The organism is Companilactobacillus ginsenosidimutans (assembly GCF_001050475.1).
GTDB lineage: Bacteria > Bacillota > Bacilli > Lactobacillales > Lactobacillaceae > Companilactobacillus > Companilactobacillus ginsenosidimutans.
Window position 1 is genome coordinate 33,848 of sequence record NZ_CP012034.1, and the last position, 18,691, is coordinate 52,538.

The following is an 18,691-nucleotide window of genomic DNA, read 5'->3' on the forward strand; positions in this document are numbered from 1 at the left end:
GAGTTAAAACATGGCAGAACAATTAGTTAAATTACAAGGTAAAAATGCAGTATTGTTTGTCCGTCTTTTAGAGGACCAAGCAAAGATGGAGGCTCAACTTGTTCCTTATCAGACATCATTGAGTTTTGACCCAAGTGTTGACTCTGATTCAACAGCTACTAAAGATGGATCAGTTTCCTCTCAATCAAGCGTTGAGACAGAACTTGAAGTTGAGTTCGTAAACAACAACCATTTCATTGCTGATAAAATCAGACACGCATTATTTGACGGTCGCAAGGTTGAGGCATGGATCGTAAACAAAGACCGTATCAAGACAAATACGGACGGTTCAACAAAGGAAGTTTACGCATGGTATATGAGAGGTTCAGTAAACGAAGATAGCAACGACAACGACGCCGATGACCTTTCAACACGTGATGTTACTTTCACAGTTGACGGCACACCAAAAGACGGTTGGCTTTCACTTTCAGACGATCAACAAGCCGACTTTGATTATATTTTCCGTGGTTTGGATATTGCTAAGGACGACAACGACACCGCAGGCGGTACTAAGTACGACGAAGAAGCCGACGGAGCAAACCAACCAAAAGCACCAGCCACAGAATAAAAACTAACTAATTAGGAGAACAATTATGAACATTAAAGTAAACGACAAAGAATTTGAATTGAATTTCGGTATCGGTTTTTTGAGAGAACTCGACAAGGTTGCAGGTGTTGACGTGCAAGGCATTTCAATGGGAATGGCTCTCACAAGAACATTACCTGCATTGAAAGGTTGGGACATGCTTGCATTGATTAACGCTCTCTATTGTGCAACTCATGCCGATAACCCTCGTCCAAGTTATGACGACGTAGCAAATGCAGTTGGATCACAAACAGACAAGCAAATTGAAAAACTATTCACGGACGTTTTGGCAGAACTAAAAAAATCGCCAGTGGTTCGCTTTTCAGTCAACAAGCTAACACAGAACTAGACGGCAATAAAAAGCCGATCAGTTCCGAGCAAACGTACAGGGAAATGCTCTTGAATGCAATTTCTCGTTTTGGACTAACAGACCTAGTCGAAATATCCAAAATGAGCATACAGGAGTATTTCTTGCGTTTAGAGGCGTACCAGATCACACGGATAGATGAACAAGAGAACATTGCTTTGCAAGCGTGGCTCAATCAGACAGTACAGGCAACCAAGGGTTCATCTAAGCACCCTAAACCGAAGTACACGAAGTTTGATGAATTTTTCGACTCGACAGCTTACAAAAATAATGTTCACAAGAGTTTTGATCCTAATTACATTCCCCTTAATGAGTCAGAACATGAGTCAGAACAAAGGGAACAGGACGAAATACTACAAATATACAGAGAACGAGAAAAACAAAAAGAGAAGCAAAAACAAAAGGGGCAACCGAATTAAATTTCGTGTTGTCCCTTTTTTGCTAGAGAGGAGGAATTATGGGTCAAAGTTTTAACGTTGAGGGTGTTCTATCACTACAAGACAAAGGCTTTTCAAACACATTGAAGAATGCTGCAAACTCATTGAATGGGTTCGGCAAGAATGCCGGATCAAGTTTCGACGGTGCAAACCGATCAATGGACGGGTTGAGTCAAAAAGCCGATCAAGCTCGTAGCTCAATTTTGAACATTGCAGCAGGTATCGGAGCAATGCAACTTGTCGGTAAAGCGGTTGATATGGTTAAGAACTCGGTTAGTGGAGCTATTTCCCGTTTCGATACCTTGAACCAATATCCAAAGGTAATGGAGCAATTGGGCTATTCAGCTAAGGACGTAAGCAAGTCAATGGACACTTTGCAAAATGGTATCAAAGGCTTGCCTACCGCTCTTGATGACGTTGTTTCAACCACGCAACAATTCGCCTCTATCACTGGGGACGTTGACACGGCTGCAAAGACAACAATCGCATTGAATGACGCTTTCCTTGCGAGTGGATCAAGTGCAGCGGACGCCGCCCGTGGATTACAGCAGTATACTCAAATGCTATCGTCGGGTAAGGTAGATCTAATGAGCTGGCGTACGCTACAAGAAACCATGCCGTCAGCACTCAAAAAGGTCGCTGAGGCATTCGGTTATGCCGGTAGAAGTGCAACAAATGACTTATATGCCGCCTTACAGGACGGATCAATAACTGTGGATCAATTGAATCAAAAATTTGTTGAACTAGACAGTGGCGTCAGTGGTTTCGCTAGTCAAGCCCGGACCGCTTCGGGAGGTATTCAAACAAGTTTTGATAACCTTCAAAATGCGGTAACTCGTGGTATGGCAAATATGCTTACTGCAATTGATAAAGGATTGACAAGCAACGGATTCCCAACAATGGCGGATAACATTAACAAGGGACAAAATCTTATTGACGCAGGTTTTCAAAAACTAAATGGATCTATTCCGGGTGTAATTAGTAATTTTAAGAATTTTGGGGGTTCACTCTCACCACTTTCAGGTTTATTAACAGCGGTTTCGACTGGTGTCATGGGATTAATGGCATTTAGTACAATTGCTCCCCAACTAAATGCAACTGTTATTGGATTAAAGAACCTAGGTTCAGCATTTAGTTTTATTCTCAGTCCAATTGGATTAATAGCGGCAGGAATTGCGCTTTTAGCGGTTGCTTTTTACAAGGCTTACACAACGTCAGAACCATTTAGACAGGCTATTGATAACATTGCTAAGACCATTCATGGTGGCTTTGACAGTGCAATACAAGGTATATCAAGTGGATTACAAGCAATGGGAGTAGATGTTAGTTCGTCAACTAGTGTATTCCAATTATTTAACGATTTATTAGGGACAACGAAAGGTCAGCTAATTTTAGCTGGAACTGGATTAGTTGTTTTGGCGGCTGGAATATTTGCATTAACTGGACCAATTGGATTAATTGTAACTGCAATAGCGGGTGCCGTTGGTGCCGTAGTTGCATTTTTAACCACAACAAAAACAGGCAAAACAATAGTTTCAACCACAGTTGGGTTTATTCAACAGGCTTGGCAAGGGTTAGTCGACTTTCTTACAACACTGTTTTCCAGCATTGGTGAGTTTTTTACTAATGTTTGGAATTCTATTGTCACAGGACTAACTCCAATAATTAGCTCCATTCAAAACTTGTGGAACACCTTAGTTCAATTCATACAAATGATATGGACACCGATTGCACCATTCTTCACGGCATTATGGTCTGGGATAGCAACAATATTTACCACGGTTTGGACAACAATAGTTACCGTAGTACAGACATACATGACAATAATGCAAACCATTTTCCAAACGGGTTGGCAGATTTTAGTAGTGGTTGTTCAATCCGTTTGGACAGTTATCAGTACGGTTGTTTCAACTGCATTGAATGTAATTGCCAGCGTGATTCAATTGGTTATGGCAGTAATTCAAGGAGATTGGGGTGGAGCATGGAATGCACTCGTTTCTATTGTTTCAGAGGTTTGGAATATGATTTCCACAGTGATCTCTACTGTTTTAAGTGCAATAGTCTCCATCATTTCTTCTGTGTTAAGTGCGATTGCCTCTATTTGGTCGAGTATTTGGAATGGGATAATGTCTGTTGCCCAAGCAATATGGGATGGAATTATAGCTGTTATTCAAGCAAGTATCACTGCAGTACTGTCTGTCATCTCAGCAGTCCTTAATTCAATTAAAACTTTTTGGACAAATACCTGGAACGGCATTAAATCATTTGCTCAGGACGTCTGGAGTGGTATGAAAGAGGCACTATCTAACGCAATGAATGCTATGAGGAAAATTGTTTCTGATGTTATAAACTCGATAAAAAGACTATTTGATAAATTAGGTGATATAGATCTAGGAGAGGCAGGCCGTGCAATTATCAAGAGTTTTGAAAAGGGACTGCGTTCAGCTTTTGAAAGTGTCAAAAAGTTTATCGGTGGTATTGGTAGTTGGATAAAAGATCACAAGGGTCCAATCCAGTATGATAGAAAACTGTTAATTCCTGCCGGTAATGCAATCATGGGTGGATTAAATGGCGGATTAGTCCATGGATTTAAAGAGGTAAAATCCCATGTTTCTGGTATGGCAGATAGAATCAGTGAACTAATGCAACCAGATATTGGGATTAGCAATATTTCCGGAGCCATCAATTCAGCAAACAGACAGTTGCAAACAGGAATGCAAGCAAGTGTTAGTGGAGATATGACTCTTGCAGCTCAACCGGCATATATCAACCTAACAATGGGCGGTTCTTCGTTCTCAACATTTACTGATGACATTACAAGTCAACAAGATTTAAACATTCAACAACGTTTCGGGAGGGGGTTCTAGTTCATGTATAAATTTAGAAATCTTGATCGTGTATCGAATGATGACGATTTATTCATGCCGACGGAGGCAATGTATTTCATGGACACAGACTTGCCGATTGAAAGCATTGTGAATGGCTATCAGACAGTTCAAGTAAGTGGTAGGGAATTAGCTACGCCGGAATTAAACGTTCATGAGAGCGATTATTACGACGGCGGTTTCATCTTAAACAGACGACTACCGACAAGAGAAATAAAGGTCAAATATCTACTAGCTGCAAAGAACTCGACGGAGTTCCGTTACAGTTTTAATTTATTGAACCAACAATTGTTTACACGGGAAGTTTTCAAGTTCTATTTCCGTGATGAACCAGAGTATTACTGGATAGGTGCAGTTAGTGCCGTGGAAGAATTTCCGTCCGGTGTGAATGAGGGCTTTTCAACATTCACGATCACTTGTATTGACCCGTTCAAATATCCAAAACACCCGTATGAAATCACAGGAAGTGGAACGTTCACGATCACAAACGAAATTCCGTACTACACACAACCACAAGAAATCACGTTCAATTATACGGACGACGTTCAAAACACATACATTCAAGACGGGAACGGGCATGAAATATTTATTGAGGGTTCATATTCAAATAGGGACGAGGTAACGGTTATTCCTAATGATCCAGAGAATAAATATGTTTATTACTTTGGACAACCAACACCTGCAAAACTGATGTACATAAGTCAAATACAAGACTTTGCAATAAAGAAAGGTAGCACAATTGTTACAAGTCGAAATTGCTCGGTCACTATTAAAATAGGAGGGAAACTGTTATGACATTACTTTATTTTTTGGACGAAACTCAATCACTACTCGGAATTGTTGATCGTCAACTTAGTGGAACAGAGAAAATTCAAATCAACAAGGCAAACGAATTAGATTGTTCTATTCCGTTTAGTAAGAGAAATAGTGAGTTGGCTCAAAAAAGCCGGTATGTTGCAGTTCCCACTTATGCAAATGACCCCGATTTTGCACACCTGTATTCCATTACCACCTTTGACATGACAGTTTCAGAAATCAATTTCAAAGGCTTTGAAACAATGTATGAGGACATGACAGCAACTTGGGTCGGCAAGATATGGGGAAAAGACGACACCACAGGGTTGTTGTACGTTGATGAGTTACTGGATCAATTAATCTATGCTTTGCCGAATGAAAAAACATGGATCGTTGGAGTTACGCCCGATCACGACGAGTACGAACCACAGTCGTTTGATGATGAGGACGTAACAGTTAGCTCGGTACTTAGCAAAGCCGTTGAAGATTGGGGCTTTGAGTTTGATTTTGTGTATCAATTCCAAGGAAACACGATCACAAAACGAGCAATAAACGTGTACAAACAATTAGGAGAAGATAGAACCGACCTACATTTTGACGTAAGAAAAGACTTGACCGGATCAAAGTACACCGAGGATAGGTCGGGAATATATACAGCGTTGGTCGGCTATGGAGCAACACTCAAAATAGAAGAACCAGACGCCCCCGTTTCGGATCAATGGAACGACGTACCAAGCCCCGGAACAGTCAAGGTAAATAAGACCTTTGCTATTTTATACACCCGTGAATTAGTTCCATACACAGGCAGACGACTTGGACAAGATAGTGAATGGCGTACAGATATGTATATGGAAAAGGCAAGCACTCACGAAAAGTATTATCGAGTGTCTACAAACCAATACGTCAATTACATTGATGTTGATTTCACAGCGGCACAAGATGACAACGAAATAATCACAGATGAGGACAACTCGACAACCTCGACAGGTGGGGCAACCACAGAGCGAATAGTTGATTTCACGCAAGTTGAATGGACAAGTCCCAAGGCACCAGTCAACAAACCAAAAGGTCAAGGCTATGTGGAAGTTCCGTCCGCAACCGCAAGTTATGGGTACAGCGACGGAAGTCCACGAATTGGTGTTGTTACATTTGATGACGAAGTCCTCTCATCAAGATTGTTGTCCAGAACATACATGAAACTATTAACAATGTGTACACCTAAACGGAAATTAGAAACGTCGTTCAATCAAATTGGGACTGTCGGAATTGGGGACACAATCTATTTGTATGATGAACGGCTAGACGTTTACGTCGAGGAACGAATAACAGAGATCAATAGAAATCTATTAAATATTCACAATTCCACCGTTGTTGCCGGCTCAACATTTGCCCTCACACCAGAGGCAAGGCAAAGCGGTATCGAGGATATGATCCGAACAAGAATTAAAAAATACTCATAGGAGGTAAAGCATGACAGTTACAGAGATAACGCTAGATGATAGCAAAGCAAAAAGATATATCGCTCAACCTGTATGGATCAGACAAGACGACAGTCAAGACACGATCAAAGTTACATTGGACGAGGGACTCACGATCACAACCGACAGTGTATTTGAATTTGATTGCACGAAATTTGATGAACAAGTCATACAAGACAAAGAACAATCGAACTTTGAAATATTCAACGATATTTTAGGCAAGCCGATTGGGTTTACATACAAACTACCTGCGGAGATTTATCAGTCCTCCGGATCAACAACGGCAACATATTTCAGAATTGACGGTAGCTCAACCTCTAACTTTATTATTTATGTACAGAGGGCGGACGGTGTAGGCGGTACGGAAAGCAATTCGCTTATTTCAGACGCAAAGAGCGTTGTCAATGAGATTAGTTCCGTGTATCAGACTATTCAAGAAACAGCAAAGAATGCGGAACTAGACACCGAAGATATTCGCAAGCAAATCGACGATTTAGACTCAAAACTTGCGGACATAACAAAGTTGATTGATGACAATAATGTTATCAAGAAAACCGAAGCACAAGAAGTAATCACGGGAATTGTGAACGAAATGGACTTGGACACAGACGACAAAATTTCTGATCCAGACGTTTTGGCGAAAATTCATACGTTAGGAGCTGTTTAATATGGCAGAGAATAATCTAACAACAACGGCTCGTGCAGTGGTTCGTTCGGCGTTTGGAGTCAAAATCAACGATCCAAAAAATGCAGGTACGATCATAACTCGGACACCCGATCAAAACGGAGTTCTTGATTTATCCGACTTTGCAACCTCGACACCTATCAACATAGGGGACAGCGTAGCAGTTCCACAGACAACCATTCTTGATTATCAATCAAACAACAAAATGGCAACCGTTGAACTTAAAGGAATAAAGTCTGATTTAAGTAATATTCCTAATGGTTTGACCGTCAAGCATTCCAAAGCACAAACAAACATATTGGTTGGTTCAGCATTGAATGGTTGTGAGATCACAAGTTCAAAGCTATTTTCACGAGAAAGCCCGATCAGTTCCTCAACGTCGGGTCTACCAACATTGACTGATGACGGAGTTTCATTCACAAAAACTCAACTTAAAACTATGGTCGGGAAAGGTGTTCGTTATCCGTTTGAGAGTTCAAGTTTAGGAAGTTACATGTATTTGCAAGATGTTCCAGACATTGCAATGGTTTCGATAAGGTCTGCATATTTCGATTACTATTTTCATGAACAGGACGGCAAACTCATGCTTGATTATCAGTTCAATGCCGTTGCAAGTTCGGCGTCTAGTGGCTTGGTTAGTTTCCTACTCGACTCCATAACGGTTTATTAGGAGGGCTAATATGAACGATTTATCAAAGGTTGCGGAATTAGCAACAAAGACAATTAGGGCTATCAAAATCAAAAATTCTGATGGGGAAATCGTAACAATTAACGTTGGAGAAAATAATTTAATTGATCTAAGCTCAATCGACTAGGAGGTAACAATGAAAGAACAATTGTTACATATTGGCAGACATTACCAACGCAACTGGATATGGTTTTGGCTATCAATATGTACTGCATATTTGGGTTTGTTTGTAAAAAGCCAGAGAGATATTTTAAGTCAGGCACCCCCATGGCTGGGCTTTATAGGATTATTAGACACATCGTTCATGTTTGCTTTACTTATGTGCCTAGCAACTGTGGGAATTTTAATTTCCATTTGGAATATAAGACTTTGGGACATAAAGAACATTTTTGTCGGTCTACTAAGTACCGTCTGGGTGTTCTTTTTTATTACATTTATTCAAATAGATATTGAGTTACATCAATTTTCGATCGGTGCAGGATTAACCGCCTTTGTGATCGTATTGATTTTTCATACAGCAAAGGCGGGTGGATAGAATGCAACATGATTGGGTTACTGTTTTGGGAATGCTTATCTCGCTCGTTATGGGGGTGATTGTGGCGAAAATTAACCAAAGGGCACCGGACAAGGAAACCGATGGTGAACTTATCGACAAATTAAAGGCACAACTAGCCGATATTCAAACTCGGGATATAAAAATAGTTCAATTAGAATCGGAAATTGCACGGCTAAATCATTCAATTACTTTACTTTCCGAACAAATTGAAGAGTTAAAGGAGCAATCACAATTAATTGGACAGATTGGCTTGCGTGGTATTAAAAATAATAAATAACAATAGGTAGGAAAAAACATGGATTATATTTTAGGTTTAAATTTGATTAGTGCAGGAGAACTTACATTGATTGGTGTTGCGGTGTATGCAATTACTCAAGCAATCAAGATCAGTAAGATTAAATTAGCAAACAAGTATTTACCGTTTGTATCAATGATTTTGGGGGTGTTAATTGGTCTGTTTGTCGGCTTTATGCAAAATGATTCAAGTCTTTATCAAAGCGGATTTGCTGGCTTTTTAGTTGGTGCAAGTACAGCAGGACTATTTACAGGATTTAAAGGCGTAGCGGGTGGTTATTCTACCGAATGGAAACCAACCAAAGAACAAAAAAATCTGGATATGAAAGGATAGAATATGTTTAATCCTAATATCATTAATAAGACATACACATTAGACGATTATCAAGGTGATACACGGCTAGCTTCTAACCGTTTTATTATCCTCCACGAATCAGGTAATGATAACGACAAACGAGATCCACAAGCGTTACTGCATGAGGTTCAGTATATGCATAACAACTATGGCAGTGCTTACGTCCAGTTTTTTGTTGGTTATATGGACGGCAAGGCACAAGTTTACCAAATCGGTGAACCAGGCTACGTATCGTGGGGAGCATTAACGGCTAATCCATACGCACCAGTACAAATCGAGTTTGCCCGCACTGGCGACAAACACCAATTTAGAGAAGCCTATCGTTTGTATGTGGAAGTAGCTCGCTACTACGCTAATGCTTACGGTATCCCGCTCACTCTAGACAGTGGGGGCAATGGAATCAAGACACATCAATGGGTAACTAATAATTTTGGCGGTGACCACGTTGATCCTTACCCTTACTTTGCAAGCATGGGTATCACTAAATCACAGCTAGCATATGACCTTGCAAACGGATTTGATGACGATCCCGAACCAGAGAAGAAAGCCACTATTAATAATGTGGTGACTGTGACGGCTGACTACTTCAAAGCATTTACCACAACAAGTAGCAAAGGCGTTCCTCATATTGGGACTGATATCCTTAGTGGCACGGCATGGCAATCAGCTGATATTCTAGTACGTGATAAAAAAGCATACTTTAAAATCGGCAATGATACTTACATTCCACAGTCTGTCACTGACAAGGCGGGCAAGATTGTTATTAACTATTTAGACGGTTACGGAGTTAATGCATACAATTCTAAAGGTCAAAGCATAAAAGACAGCAACCAAGTATTTAAAGGTGGCACTTCATGGGCAACCGGTGAAGAACTATTTAAAGTACCTAATGTTGGCTGGTGCTACCAAGTTTCCACAGATGAATATATCCCAGTTAAATTTCAGCAAGGTAGTGGATTTAAGGGATAAGCATGATATACTAGTCTTTGGAACGGCAACAATACCCACATCTATTAATTTAGGTGTGGGTATTTTTTTGTTATATAAGTGATGAGAGTTTTATTAAACTTGAATTGAGGATAATTTCTTGATTTTTTTTGTTCATCAGTGTAGCGTTTATGATCAAAAAAATTTGAAACTTGATTAACTACCTGTTAATATGTTTGTTGAAGCAAGTCGTTTATAAATGCCTCTTGCTTAATGTTATTCAGTATATAATGTAGTTGGCGATACGCTACGTTGCTAGGTAGAGGCTTAAATCTACCCCTAGTCACAATTGGAGACTATTCCAATTCGGTATCGTAAATTATTGACCGTCTTTCATCTGAAGGGCGGTTATTTTTTTAAGGAAAGTATATGACGTTTAATTCTCAAGATGTTCCGTTAAATCGATTAATAATTGATAGTCAAAAAGATATCAATTTTAAGGCAATGTTATTTTAATAATTGACAACAAAAAAACACGCCTATTTTAGACGTGTTTTTCATTCGCTATTGCTTCGCTGTTCCCACATTACTATTTTTTTGAGTACCATTTGAGTACCATGAGTATGAAATCCTACGAAATTTCGTAAAACCTCAAAAAATAAAAACGTTGTGTTATCAAGGGTTTGCGCCCTTATAAAACGTAATGAAATTTAAAAAATGGAGATGAGGGGAATCGAACCCCTGTCCAAGCATAATGCTATGTAAACTTCTACACTCATAGTTATACTATTTAAAGTTTTGCCACCGTGAACGCCGTACAACAAGGCAAGCCACAATGACTATTCTGATAAGTCTCTTTTTAGCTATTCAGAAGGGATAGTTAAACGTAGCTCAATTAATTTGAGACCCAATTCTGGCCCTTGAGCGAAACCAGGTCGGATCACGCCTAGACTGTTATTAAGCAGCTAGAGCGTAAGAATTATTATTTTTTGCAGTTATAATTAAACTGATTGGTTTTACGAACCCAAAAAAACGAAGTGCGGCCCACACGCTATTACACATGTCGAATCCAGAACATCCCCGAAATATTGATACTGTTCTATATTAACTGATAACTTGTTCTTAATCAATTAATACCAACTATTCGTAAGACTTATTTATGGCAACAAGAATGTAGTCTTAAAGTATTTCGATAATTAGCACCGTCGACAAATATTTGAATGGATAGAAATAAATTTTTCTAGGAATTAAAAAATCTAAATACAATTTTCAAATCCATATCTGACATTAAGTTAGGTATGGTTTTTTTCGTTAAAATTCGCAGAATCGTGGATATTCCAGGTATTTTAATATTATTTGTTTATATATTTAATAAATATTATTTTTCTAAAAACGACTAATTGAATATTTATCACAACATATTTGGAATGTGCTAATCGCTTACAATTGGGTGGTTATACGAACAAAATAAAAATAATACACGTTTTTATTCGCATATTATCAAAATTATTTTTGTCACTTATACATTTTATTGAAATTTAAATTTTTATATTGTTTATCTGCATGCTAAATTTAATTTATACAAATAATTTAAAGGAGGATATGATAAAACAATTTCATTTGAAGAAATATCTGAAAACAAACTTAATTATTATGGTGTTCTTTCCTTGAGATTAAATATAACTGCAGGTGGTCGATTGCTGATATATTCTGTTCTTTTCAGCAATAATTGACTGAATAAATAAAGTGAAATCAGATTCGACTGCCATAAATCTACCTTTGGAAGCAATAACCGAAATCTAATTCTTAAAAGTTGTATTTTTTGTTCAAATGAAAAAAGCATTAGTCAACAAATTTAATTTAAAAGAAAACTTGGAGAGATAAATTTAATGAAACCTCGCATTTTAACGACATTATTAATTTGTACAGCAACTTTAACCACTACTGTAACTCCTGCAATTGCAGCAGTAGTACCAGAAACAGAGGCAACTGTGCAAACACCTGCCGCTATGGGGGATACACCTTCATCACAACAATCTGAAGATCAAACTAATGTGGTAACAACTACATTCACTAATGAAGATATTCAGGGACGTCAATCAGCTCCAATGGCGGTTGAACAAACTGTGGAGACTAGATTAGTTGGTCCTAAACAAATTGCTGCCGGTGCAATTTATGGCTTAAATGTTCATGCGCGACAATTGAAAGAAGAAAAAGTTAGAAGTTTGTCCTTTGACATAGTCTATAATTCTAATAAATTTTCCTATATCAATTCTGATCGGACACTAAAGGGCAACAAAACAGTAGTTACAAAAGTAGATGATGGTCGATTAAGAATTACTACAACTGCTGAACTTTCTGATGCTGATTTCTTGTATTATGCTAAGACACGTTTAGCACACATTAATTTTAGAGCAATAGAAGGCGCCACTGGAAAAGCAGATATTCATTTTGAACAACCAACAGACCAAGGCACGATTCAACTAGGATCATCAATGTCAGTGGACATACAAGCACAAGATCCTTTGGACTATAACGGTGACGGTATTATTGGAGTTGGCGATATCGCTTTAGCTCCAGAAAATACAAAGTCAGAAATTGCAGCTAGATCAGAGATCAAGCCATATAAGCACGTTATTGTTTTGACGACCGACGGTGGTGGTAATCCATGGGATCCAAATGGTATTTTTTATGCGACTGGAACTGGTAAAGAAGCCGGTAAACCAGTATGGACGACTGATCCTAATTTGATGAAGAAACGTAAAAATACTTATACGATGAACTTATTTAACAAGCAATTTGCGATGAGTACATCAGCACATTCTGTTGTACCAGCTATTTCTGCTCAAAACTATATTTCCATGTTACATGGTCGACCATGGGATACTTTGCCTAAGGCATACCAAGGAACTAACGGAACAATGGGTCAACAATACTTTGCTGACTTTGGAAAAGGAACACCACTTTTCCCTTCAGTATTTAAGGTTTTACAAAAGAATAATCCTACTCAAAAAGCAGCTGCCTTTTCAGAATGGGGACCAATTGTTAACTCTATTGTTGAACCAGATGCTGCAGTTACAACGAAACAATCAGCATCCTTGAAGTCATTTGATGACGTTGCAGATTATATTGGCACATCCGACTTCCAGAATACATCGATGGTTTATATGCAAAGTGATTATATGGATGGTCAAGGCCACAGCAAGGGCTGGTATAATGACAATTATTGGGAAAAATATCAACAGTATGATGGCCTGTTCAAAAAAGTTATGGACAACTTAGAAGCTACTGGTCATATTCATGATACTTTAGTCATTGCTAATGCCGATCACGGTGGAGCAGGGACGAACCATGGTCCTAATGATGAGCCTGATCGTAATATCTTCATGGCAGTTGGTGGTGAAACTGTAGATAGTGGTCGCCGTTTACAAGGTGGTAGTAATGCAGATATTACTGCGTTAGTACTGAATGCTCTACAAGTTCCACAACCATCACACATGTTAGATAGTCGAGTTTTTGATGAATCAGCATTTTTAAGCCAATCTGAGTTGACGAAGAAGGACCGTAATGTTGAAACGGTACAATTAACCCGTCAGGGTGATACAGTCGAACTTGGATTAACTAACTTGAAAAATCGAAAAATTAACGCAGTGGATATGCGAATTGATCTAAATGGTCAAAATGTCGATAGCTTAAACGCAGCATCCGGAAATAAAATTTTACGTCAAACAATTGACGATGATATATTGAAATTAACAATAAGTGTTGATGACCAGTCTGTCGGTAGTTTAGCAACAATCAAATTTAAACCATCTGGTAACAAAAATGACACGAAGTCTGCCGTTACACAAGCGATGGCAGCAACAACAGATGGTACCGAAATTTTGGTTGATTTGGATAATAATTCTGATAAGACAATCTCAATACACGCATCCAAAAAATCAGTTTCTTTATATGATTCTGATTTGAAAAAGGCAACACGCAGATCACTTTCAGGCGGAACAGATTGGCGCAGTGATAAAGAAAAAATTAATGATGGTATCAAATATTATCGCGTTTCTTCAAATGAATGGGTGAGCGAAAAAGATGCATATGTATATACAGGTTTTTCAAAGGTCTTAACTACTCCTAAATACAAGGTTACGGATCTAGTAAATTCAAATGGAGAGAAAATCAAAAATCGTGGGTTAGCATCAAATACTAAGTGGGCAACTGATCGATCACTCATGATCAACGGAAAACTTCATTATCGAGTTTCAACAAATGAATTTGTTTCAAGTGATAATGGACGAGTTGACTAGCCATCCTAATTGAAACTAATACAGTTAAAGTAGAAATATGATTTTAAATGAACAAAACATCACCTAGGTATTAGAGGTGGTGTTTTGTTTTTTTTACGGATTAATATTGATATGTTGTTTTCGGTAGAGAGAACTTACAATCAGAATATTTGATTCCTGGACTCTTCTGAATTAAATTGGAATTATTGATTTGTTAAATCTCATTTTTGGGATATACAAACATACTGGAGGGATTCAAGGATGAAAATCGAAATAAAACCTGAAGCAAAACGATATTTAAGTGATAAAATTCCAGCCGGAAGCACAGTGATTTTGACGACTGACGATGGCTCAAATAAATATTCAAGTATTGGTGCTACCTGTGCAATGGCAGATAAGTTTCAATTAATTATTGTGAATCAGCCAGATTCTAAATTTAATGTAGAGTTAGAAAATAATGCTGATTTCGACTTATCTATGGCATCTTATGAGGATTACTTGGTAAGTGATGGTCTGAAGCTTGATTATACGCATGGTTTTCTGATATTGAGCGATAACACAGGAATTTTAGGTAATACTGTTTCGGTAGTGGACTGGAGAAATGTGACTCCTGAATCAGAGGCACAACGTTTCAATGAAATGAAGAAGCTAGGCCAATTTATTTGTTAAACCTTTTTCAAAAAGTAATTGTATTTATCAATAAGAAAATGCCTCGTAATTTCAGATTTTAATCTGAATATTACGAGGCATTTTTCATTTATTAAGTAAATTAGCGAAGTCACTTGTTAAAAATTCAAGTATCTTTCTTCTATAATAGTGCAGAATTTAATTACCGCACTGGAGATTGCGACTGACATTACTGCTAATCCAAAATTTATCCAGCCAGTTACGAAGATGTTTCCGATACAAACCAGGGCATCAACGATAAATAGTGTAATGTAGCGATCGACACCAAAATGCTTATGGATAATTATTGGTGGAACAGTTGTCCCACCACTTGACATGTCTAAGGTGTACAAAATGGCTAATCCGATTCCAAAAACGACACTTCCAACTACAACGGAAGGAAATACTGGCGAAATTATATCAAAGACTGGTGTTAAAAATAACAAGAGTGGTAAGACAAAACTTCCGAAAATCAATTTAACTGTCGTCATTTTTTCCAAAAAGAAGTAGGAAATGATTAACATAACGATATTAATGGAGAAAACCGTCAGTGAAGTTGGAATCGAAAATCCTTCAAATACTAGAATTGCTAGTCCAGTTGCTCCACCCGCTGCAACCTTACTTGGTTCAAAAAACATGTTAATACTAAGTGCTATGAGTTCTAATGAAATCAACATTAGAACTATTTTCCAGGTAATTCTCAAATAATTTTTATTCATGTTATTAAATATAGCATGTTTGAGATAAATTGAGCAAGTTACGTGATTGCCTATTAATCAACTTTTAGATCAAAAATTATATCCCAATATTACAATAATGTTACCAAGGTTACATAAAAATCATAAAATGTAACGTTGACGGATTATTTATGTAACATTGAGCTGTTATAGTACTTCACATAGCCAAGAGCTAAACTTTAAAAAGTTAGGATGTATTTATATTTATGAAAAAAGTATTATCACTAGCATTTGTTGGTGCCATGGCCCTAACAATCTTTGGTATTAAAACAAGTACTTCTCAAGCCGCTACAACAGTAGACAGCAGTCACGTATCAGTTGTTGCCGGTGACACATACAAGAGCATCGCTAAAGACAACGGTGTTTCAATTGCTTCATTAGAGCAAGCAAATGGCCGTGAAGTTGGCGGATTCGATATCATCTATCCAGGTGAAACTATCACATTGCCAACAACATCAGCCGTACAACAAAATGTACAATCACAACAAGCAAACACACAAGCAGCTGCACAACCTGCAACTCAAACATATGCACCTAGCACAACACAACAAGCTGGTTCATTTAAGATTAGTTTCTATGATCCCGCAGTACTAGGTTCAAACATGGGTTACTCTGGTGTAGCCGCAAACTTATCAGTATTCCCTAAGGGAACACAACTTAAGATTACATTGTCTGATGGACAAGTATTATACAGAACCGTTAATGATACAGGAACATTTGCATACAGCAATCCACAACAATTAGATGTTGCTATGCCTAATTCAAGTATTCCTTCATACGGTGTTACAACAGCATCTGTTTCAGTTGTTGGATAATTAATTACATTTGAATATTTATGAAAAAGGGAATTCCATCTGAGGGGAATTTCCTTTTTTTGTTGAATCTATCAAAAAAGACCACTTCAAAAGAAGTGGTCTTTACTATTTAAATGTCATCATCATGTAAGAGCTTCTCTAGGGAGGCTCCTTTGTGAAAGCTTTATTTGAGTTACGAATTATCTTAGTCTGATATGAAATATAAACCGGTGAAAATGGAGTGTGAATAGATTTGAAATAATTGAGAAAAAATTGAGTGAATTTTTTACTCATCCAATGAACCTCCTCAGATTCTTAAATCACTATCTATATTACAAGTTAAGAATACCAGATAATAGAAAATTATGGGTAAGATATGACTTGATTTTTTAGAAAAATTAAATCAATTCACAATTAAATGAGAATATTTTTAATAAAACTGTTGACAATTAAATTTTAAGTGTTTATCATTAAGCACATCTTAAATATTAAAACTATTAACCAAACAAATTGATCAGGGGAAGTAGTTTCGACATGGATATACAGAAAGCTTTCATTTGCTGAGAGAGAGCTGAAGTGTCAAACGAAAATGACCTGTGATTGGTGCGCTGAATCCGTTAGGACAAAGTGGCAATGGCCGGTACCCATTACAGTACACGCGTATAATTACTGTACGTTGTTAAGGGGATAGATGTAAGTCTATCCTAAATTAGAATGGTACCGCGGGCAGCCGCTTCTAAAACAAATTAATTTTTGTTTTGGGAGCGGTTTTTTTTAGTTTTAAATTTAAAAATTAGGGAGGATTCACCATGAAAAAGTTACGTCGAGTTTTATTAGTAGTAGTTGCAGCATTTTCACTGTTTGCACTAGTTGGCTGTGGAAATAATTCATCAGAAAAAACGGTTAAAGTCGGCATAATGACGTCTGATGATCCAATTTGGAAACCTATTCAGAAGAGATTGAAAAAGGAAGGTATTAATTTAAAACTTGTTGAATTCAACGATTTCAATCAACCGGATCAAGCTTTGTCGCAAGGAGAACTTGATATTAATGCATTTCAACACATTTACTTTTTAAATAATTGGAACAAGACACACAATACAAATCTAGTTTCAATTGGGACGACGGTTATTGCACCACTCAGAGTTTATTCAACAAAGCTCAAGTCAATCAACGACTTAAAAGCTGGCGATAAAGTTACAATTCCAAATGACGCAACTAACGAAGGACGTGCGCTTCAGCTTCTTGAAACAGCAGGTTTGATTCAACTTAAGAAAGCAGCATTACCAACAGTTAAAGATATTACTAAATACAATACTAAGATTACAGTCACACCTTTAGATGCTGCTCAAGCGGCACATTCATTGAATGATGCAGATGCTGCCGTTGTTAATAACACCATTGCTGCTAGTGCAAATCTTCCAAGCAACGAAGTTATTTACAAGGAGAAGATCACTAAGAAATCAAAAGAATGGTTGAACGTTATTGCTACTGATAAGAAGAACAAAGATAATCCAACATTCAAGAAAGTTGTTAAAGCTTATCAATCAGAAGAAAATGCTAAGAATATCAAGAAACAATACAAGGGTACAACATTACCTGCTTGGAATTTAAAGCTATAATAAAAATTTCGTTTCCTACTATTATTATTTAAATTTGACAATTTTATTGTCAAATTGTATTATCAATTCAACGATTAGTTAGAAAAATATTAATTTAAACAACTCGATCAGGGGAAGTAATTAGAATCCTGAACCACAGAAAGCTACCAGTTGCTGAGAGGTAGTGGAAGGTTCTTATGAAAATGACCTGTGATTGGTGCGCTGAGTCTTAAATGATAAAGATGCAATGGCTGGTATCCATTATAATACACGCGTATAATCACTTTTTGTACGTTGACGAGGAGACGAGTGTAAACTCATCTCAAATTAGAATGGTACCGCGTTAAGTCGCTTCTAGAACGAAATTCAAATAGGATTTCGATTAGAAGCGACTTTTTTGTTTTCTAATATTTTCTAACTTTGAGAATGAAAGTTCTTAAGGGGAGGAATTTGATTATTCAAAAATTAGCAAAAACCGCCAAGAACCATTTTTTCGAATTGATAATATCGTAATAGTAATT

General features: G+C 37.5%; 18 protein-coding genes and 1 other RNA gene. 17 read left to right on the top strand and 2 right to left on the bottom strand.

Annotated features, from left to right (window positions below):
• The first annotated feature begins 10 nt into the window (after positions 1-10).
• From ABM34_RS00260 to ABM34_RS12890, 13 genes are read left to right on the top strand one after another with little or no spacing between them, the layout of a single operon-like run.
• Complete coding sequence (locus tag ABM34_RS00260) at positions 11-607, top strand: phage major tail protein, TP901-1 family (protein WP_048702333.1); 597 nt, start codon at positions 11-13, stop codon at positions 605-607.
• A gap of 25 nt (positions 608-632) precedes the next feature.
• Positions 633-974, top strand: a complete 342-nt coding sequence (locus tag ABM34_RS00265) for a tail assembly chaperone (protein WP_048702335.1) — start codon at positions 633-635, stop codon at positions 972-974.
• A 50-nt stretch (positions 975-1,024) separates the two neighbouring features.
• On the top strand, positions 1,025-1,411 hold the full coding sequence (locus tag ABM34_RS00270; protein ID WP_048702337.1) for a hypothetical protein: 387 nt from the start codon (positions 1,025-1,027) through the stop codon (positions 1,409-1,411).
• A gap of 38 nt (positions 1,412-1,449) precedes the next feature.
• Entirely contained in the window at positions 1,450-4,296 is a 2,847-nt protein-coding gene (locus ABM34_RS00275; protein ID WP_048702338.1) for a phage tail protein, read from the top strand.
• 3 nt (positions 4,297-4,299) lie between these two features.
• A complete protein-coding gene (locus tag ABM34_RS00280) occupies positions 4,300-5,109 on the top strand; it encodes a distal tail protein Dit (RefSeq protein WP_048702339.1) in 810 nt (269 codons plus the stop codon).
• Complete coding sequence (locus ABM34_RS00285) at positions 5,106-6,569, top strand: phage tail spike protein (RefSeq protein ID WP_048702340.1); 1,464 nt, start codon at positions 5,106-5,108, stop codon at positions 6,567-6,569. The genes ABM34_RS00280 and ABM34_RS00285 overlap by 4 nt, the downstream gene beginning before the upstream one ends.
• 10 nt (positions 6,570-6,579) lie before the next feature.
• The gene (locus tag ABM34_RS00290; RefSeq protein ID WP_048702341.1) at positions 6,580-7,254 is read left to right on the top strand and encodes a hypothetical protein; all 675 of its coding nucleotides are present in this window, start codon (positions 6,580-6,582) and stop codon (positions 7,252-7,254) included.
• 1 nt (position 7,255) lies between these two features.
• Positions 7,256-7,942: a hypothetical protein gene (locus ABM34_RS00295; RefSeq protein WP_048702342.1), complete on the top strand. Its 687-nt coding sequence runs from the start codon at positions 7,256-7,258 to the stop codon at positions 7,940-7,942.
• 10 nt (positions 7,943-7,952) lie between these two features.
• Positions 7,953-8,087: a hypothetical protein gene (locus ABM34_RS13455; protein WP_257719939.1), complete on the top strand. Its 135-nt coding sequence runs from the start codon at positions 7,953-7,955 to the stop codon at positions 8,085-8,087.
• A gap of 9 nt (positions 8,088-8,096) precedes the next feature.
• On the top strand, positions 8,097-8,495 hold the full coding sequence (locus tag ABM34_RS00300) for a hypothetical protein (RefSeq protein ID WP_048702343.1): 399 nt from the start codon (positions 8,097-8,099) through the stop codon (positions 8,493-8,495).
• Position 8,496: 1 nt separating this feature from the next.
• The gene (locus ABM34_RS00305) at positions 8,497-8,793 is read left to right on the top strand and encodes a hypothetical protein (RefSeq protein ID WP_048702344.1); all 297 of its coding nucleotides are present in this window, start codon (positions 8,497-8,499) and stop codon (positions 8,791-8,793) included.
• 18 nt (positions 8,794-8,811) lie between these two features.
• Complete coding sequence (locus ABM34_RS00310; RefSeq protein ID WP_048702347.1) at positions 8,812-9,144, top strand: holin; 333 nt, start codon at positions 8,812-8,814, stop codon at positions 9,142-9,144.
• Positions 9,145-9,147: 3 nt separating this feature from the next.
• Positions 9,148-10,134: a peptidoglycan recognition protein family protein gene (locus tag ABM34_RS12890; RefSeq protein ID WP_053084431.1), complete on the top strand. Its 987-nt coding sequence runs from the start codon at positions 9,148-9,150 to the stop codon at positions 10,132-10,134.
• A 673-nt stretch (positions 10,135-10,807) separates the two neighbouring features.
• On the opposite strand, the gene ssrA is transcribed toward ABM34_RS12890, so the two are convergent.
• Positions 10,808-11,174: a transfer-messenger RNA gene (ssrA, locus tag ABM34_RS12980) on the bottom strand.
• Positions 11,175-11,981: 807 nt separating this feature from the next.
• Between ssrA and ABM34_RS00320 the strand changes: the two genes are divergently transcribed.
• The gene (locus ABM34_RS00320) at positions 11,982-14,393 is read left to right on the top strand and encodes an alkaline phosphatase family protein (RefSeq protein WP_064505389.1); all 2,412 of its coding nucleotides are present in this window, start codon (positions 11,982-11,984) and stop codon (positions 14,391-14,393) included.
• Positions 14,394-14,633: 240 nt separating this feature from the next.
• Positions 14,634-15,041, top strand: a complete 408-nt coding sequence (locus tag ABM34_RS00325; protein ID WP_048702386.1) for an iron-sulfur cluster biosynthesis family protein — start codon at positions 14,634-14,636, stop codon at positions 15,039-15,041.
• Between the two features lie 116 nt (positions 15,042-15,157).
• Here ABM34_RS00325 and ABM34_RS00330 read toward each other — a convergent pair whose 3' ends face one another.
• Positions 15,158-15,715 (bottom strand): YitT family protein, encoded by a 558-nt coding sequence (locus ABM34_RS00330; RefSeq protein WP_048702387.1) that lies wholly within the window; start codon positions 15,713-15,715, stop codon positions 15,158-15,160.
• A 266-nt stretch (positions 15,716-15,981) separates the two neighbouring features.
• Between ABM34_RS00330 and ABM34_RS00335 the strand changes: the two genes are divergently transcribed.
• The gene (locus tag ABM34_RS00335; RefSeq protein WP_048702389.1) at positions 15,982-16,590 is read left to right on the top strand and encodes a DPBB and LysM peptidoglycan-binding domain-containing protein; all 609 of its coding nucleotides are present in this window, start codon (positions 15,982-15,984) and stop codon (positions 16,588-16,590) included.
• 788 nt (positions 16,591-17,378) lie between these two features.
• Positions 17,379-18,191 carry a MetQ/NlpA family ABC transporter substrate-binding protein gene (locus ABM34_RS00340; RefSeq protein ID WP_048702391.1) on the top strand — a complete coding sequence of 271 codons (813 nt, stop codon included), beginning with the start codon at positions 17,379-17,381 and terminating at the stop codon, positions 18,189-18,191.
• Positions 18,192-18,691: the final 500 nt, after the last annotated feature.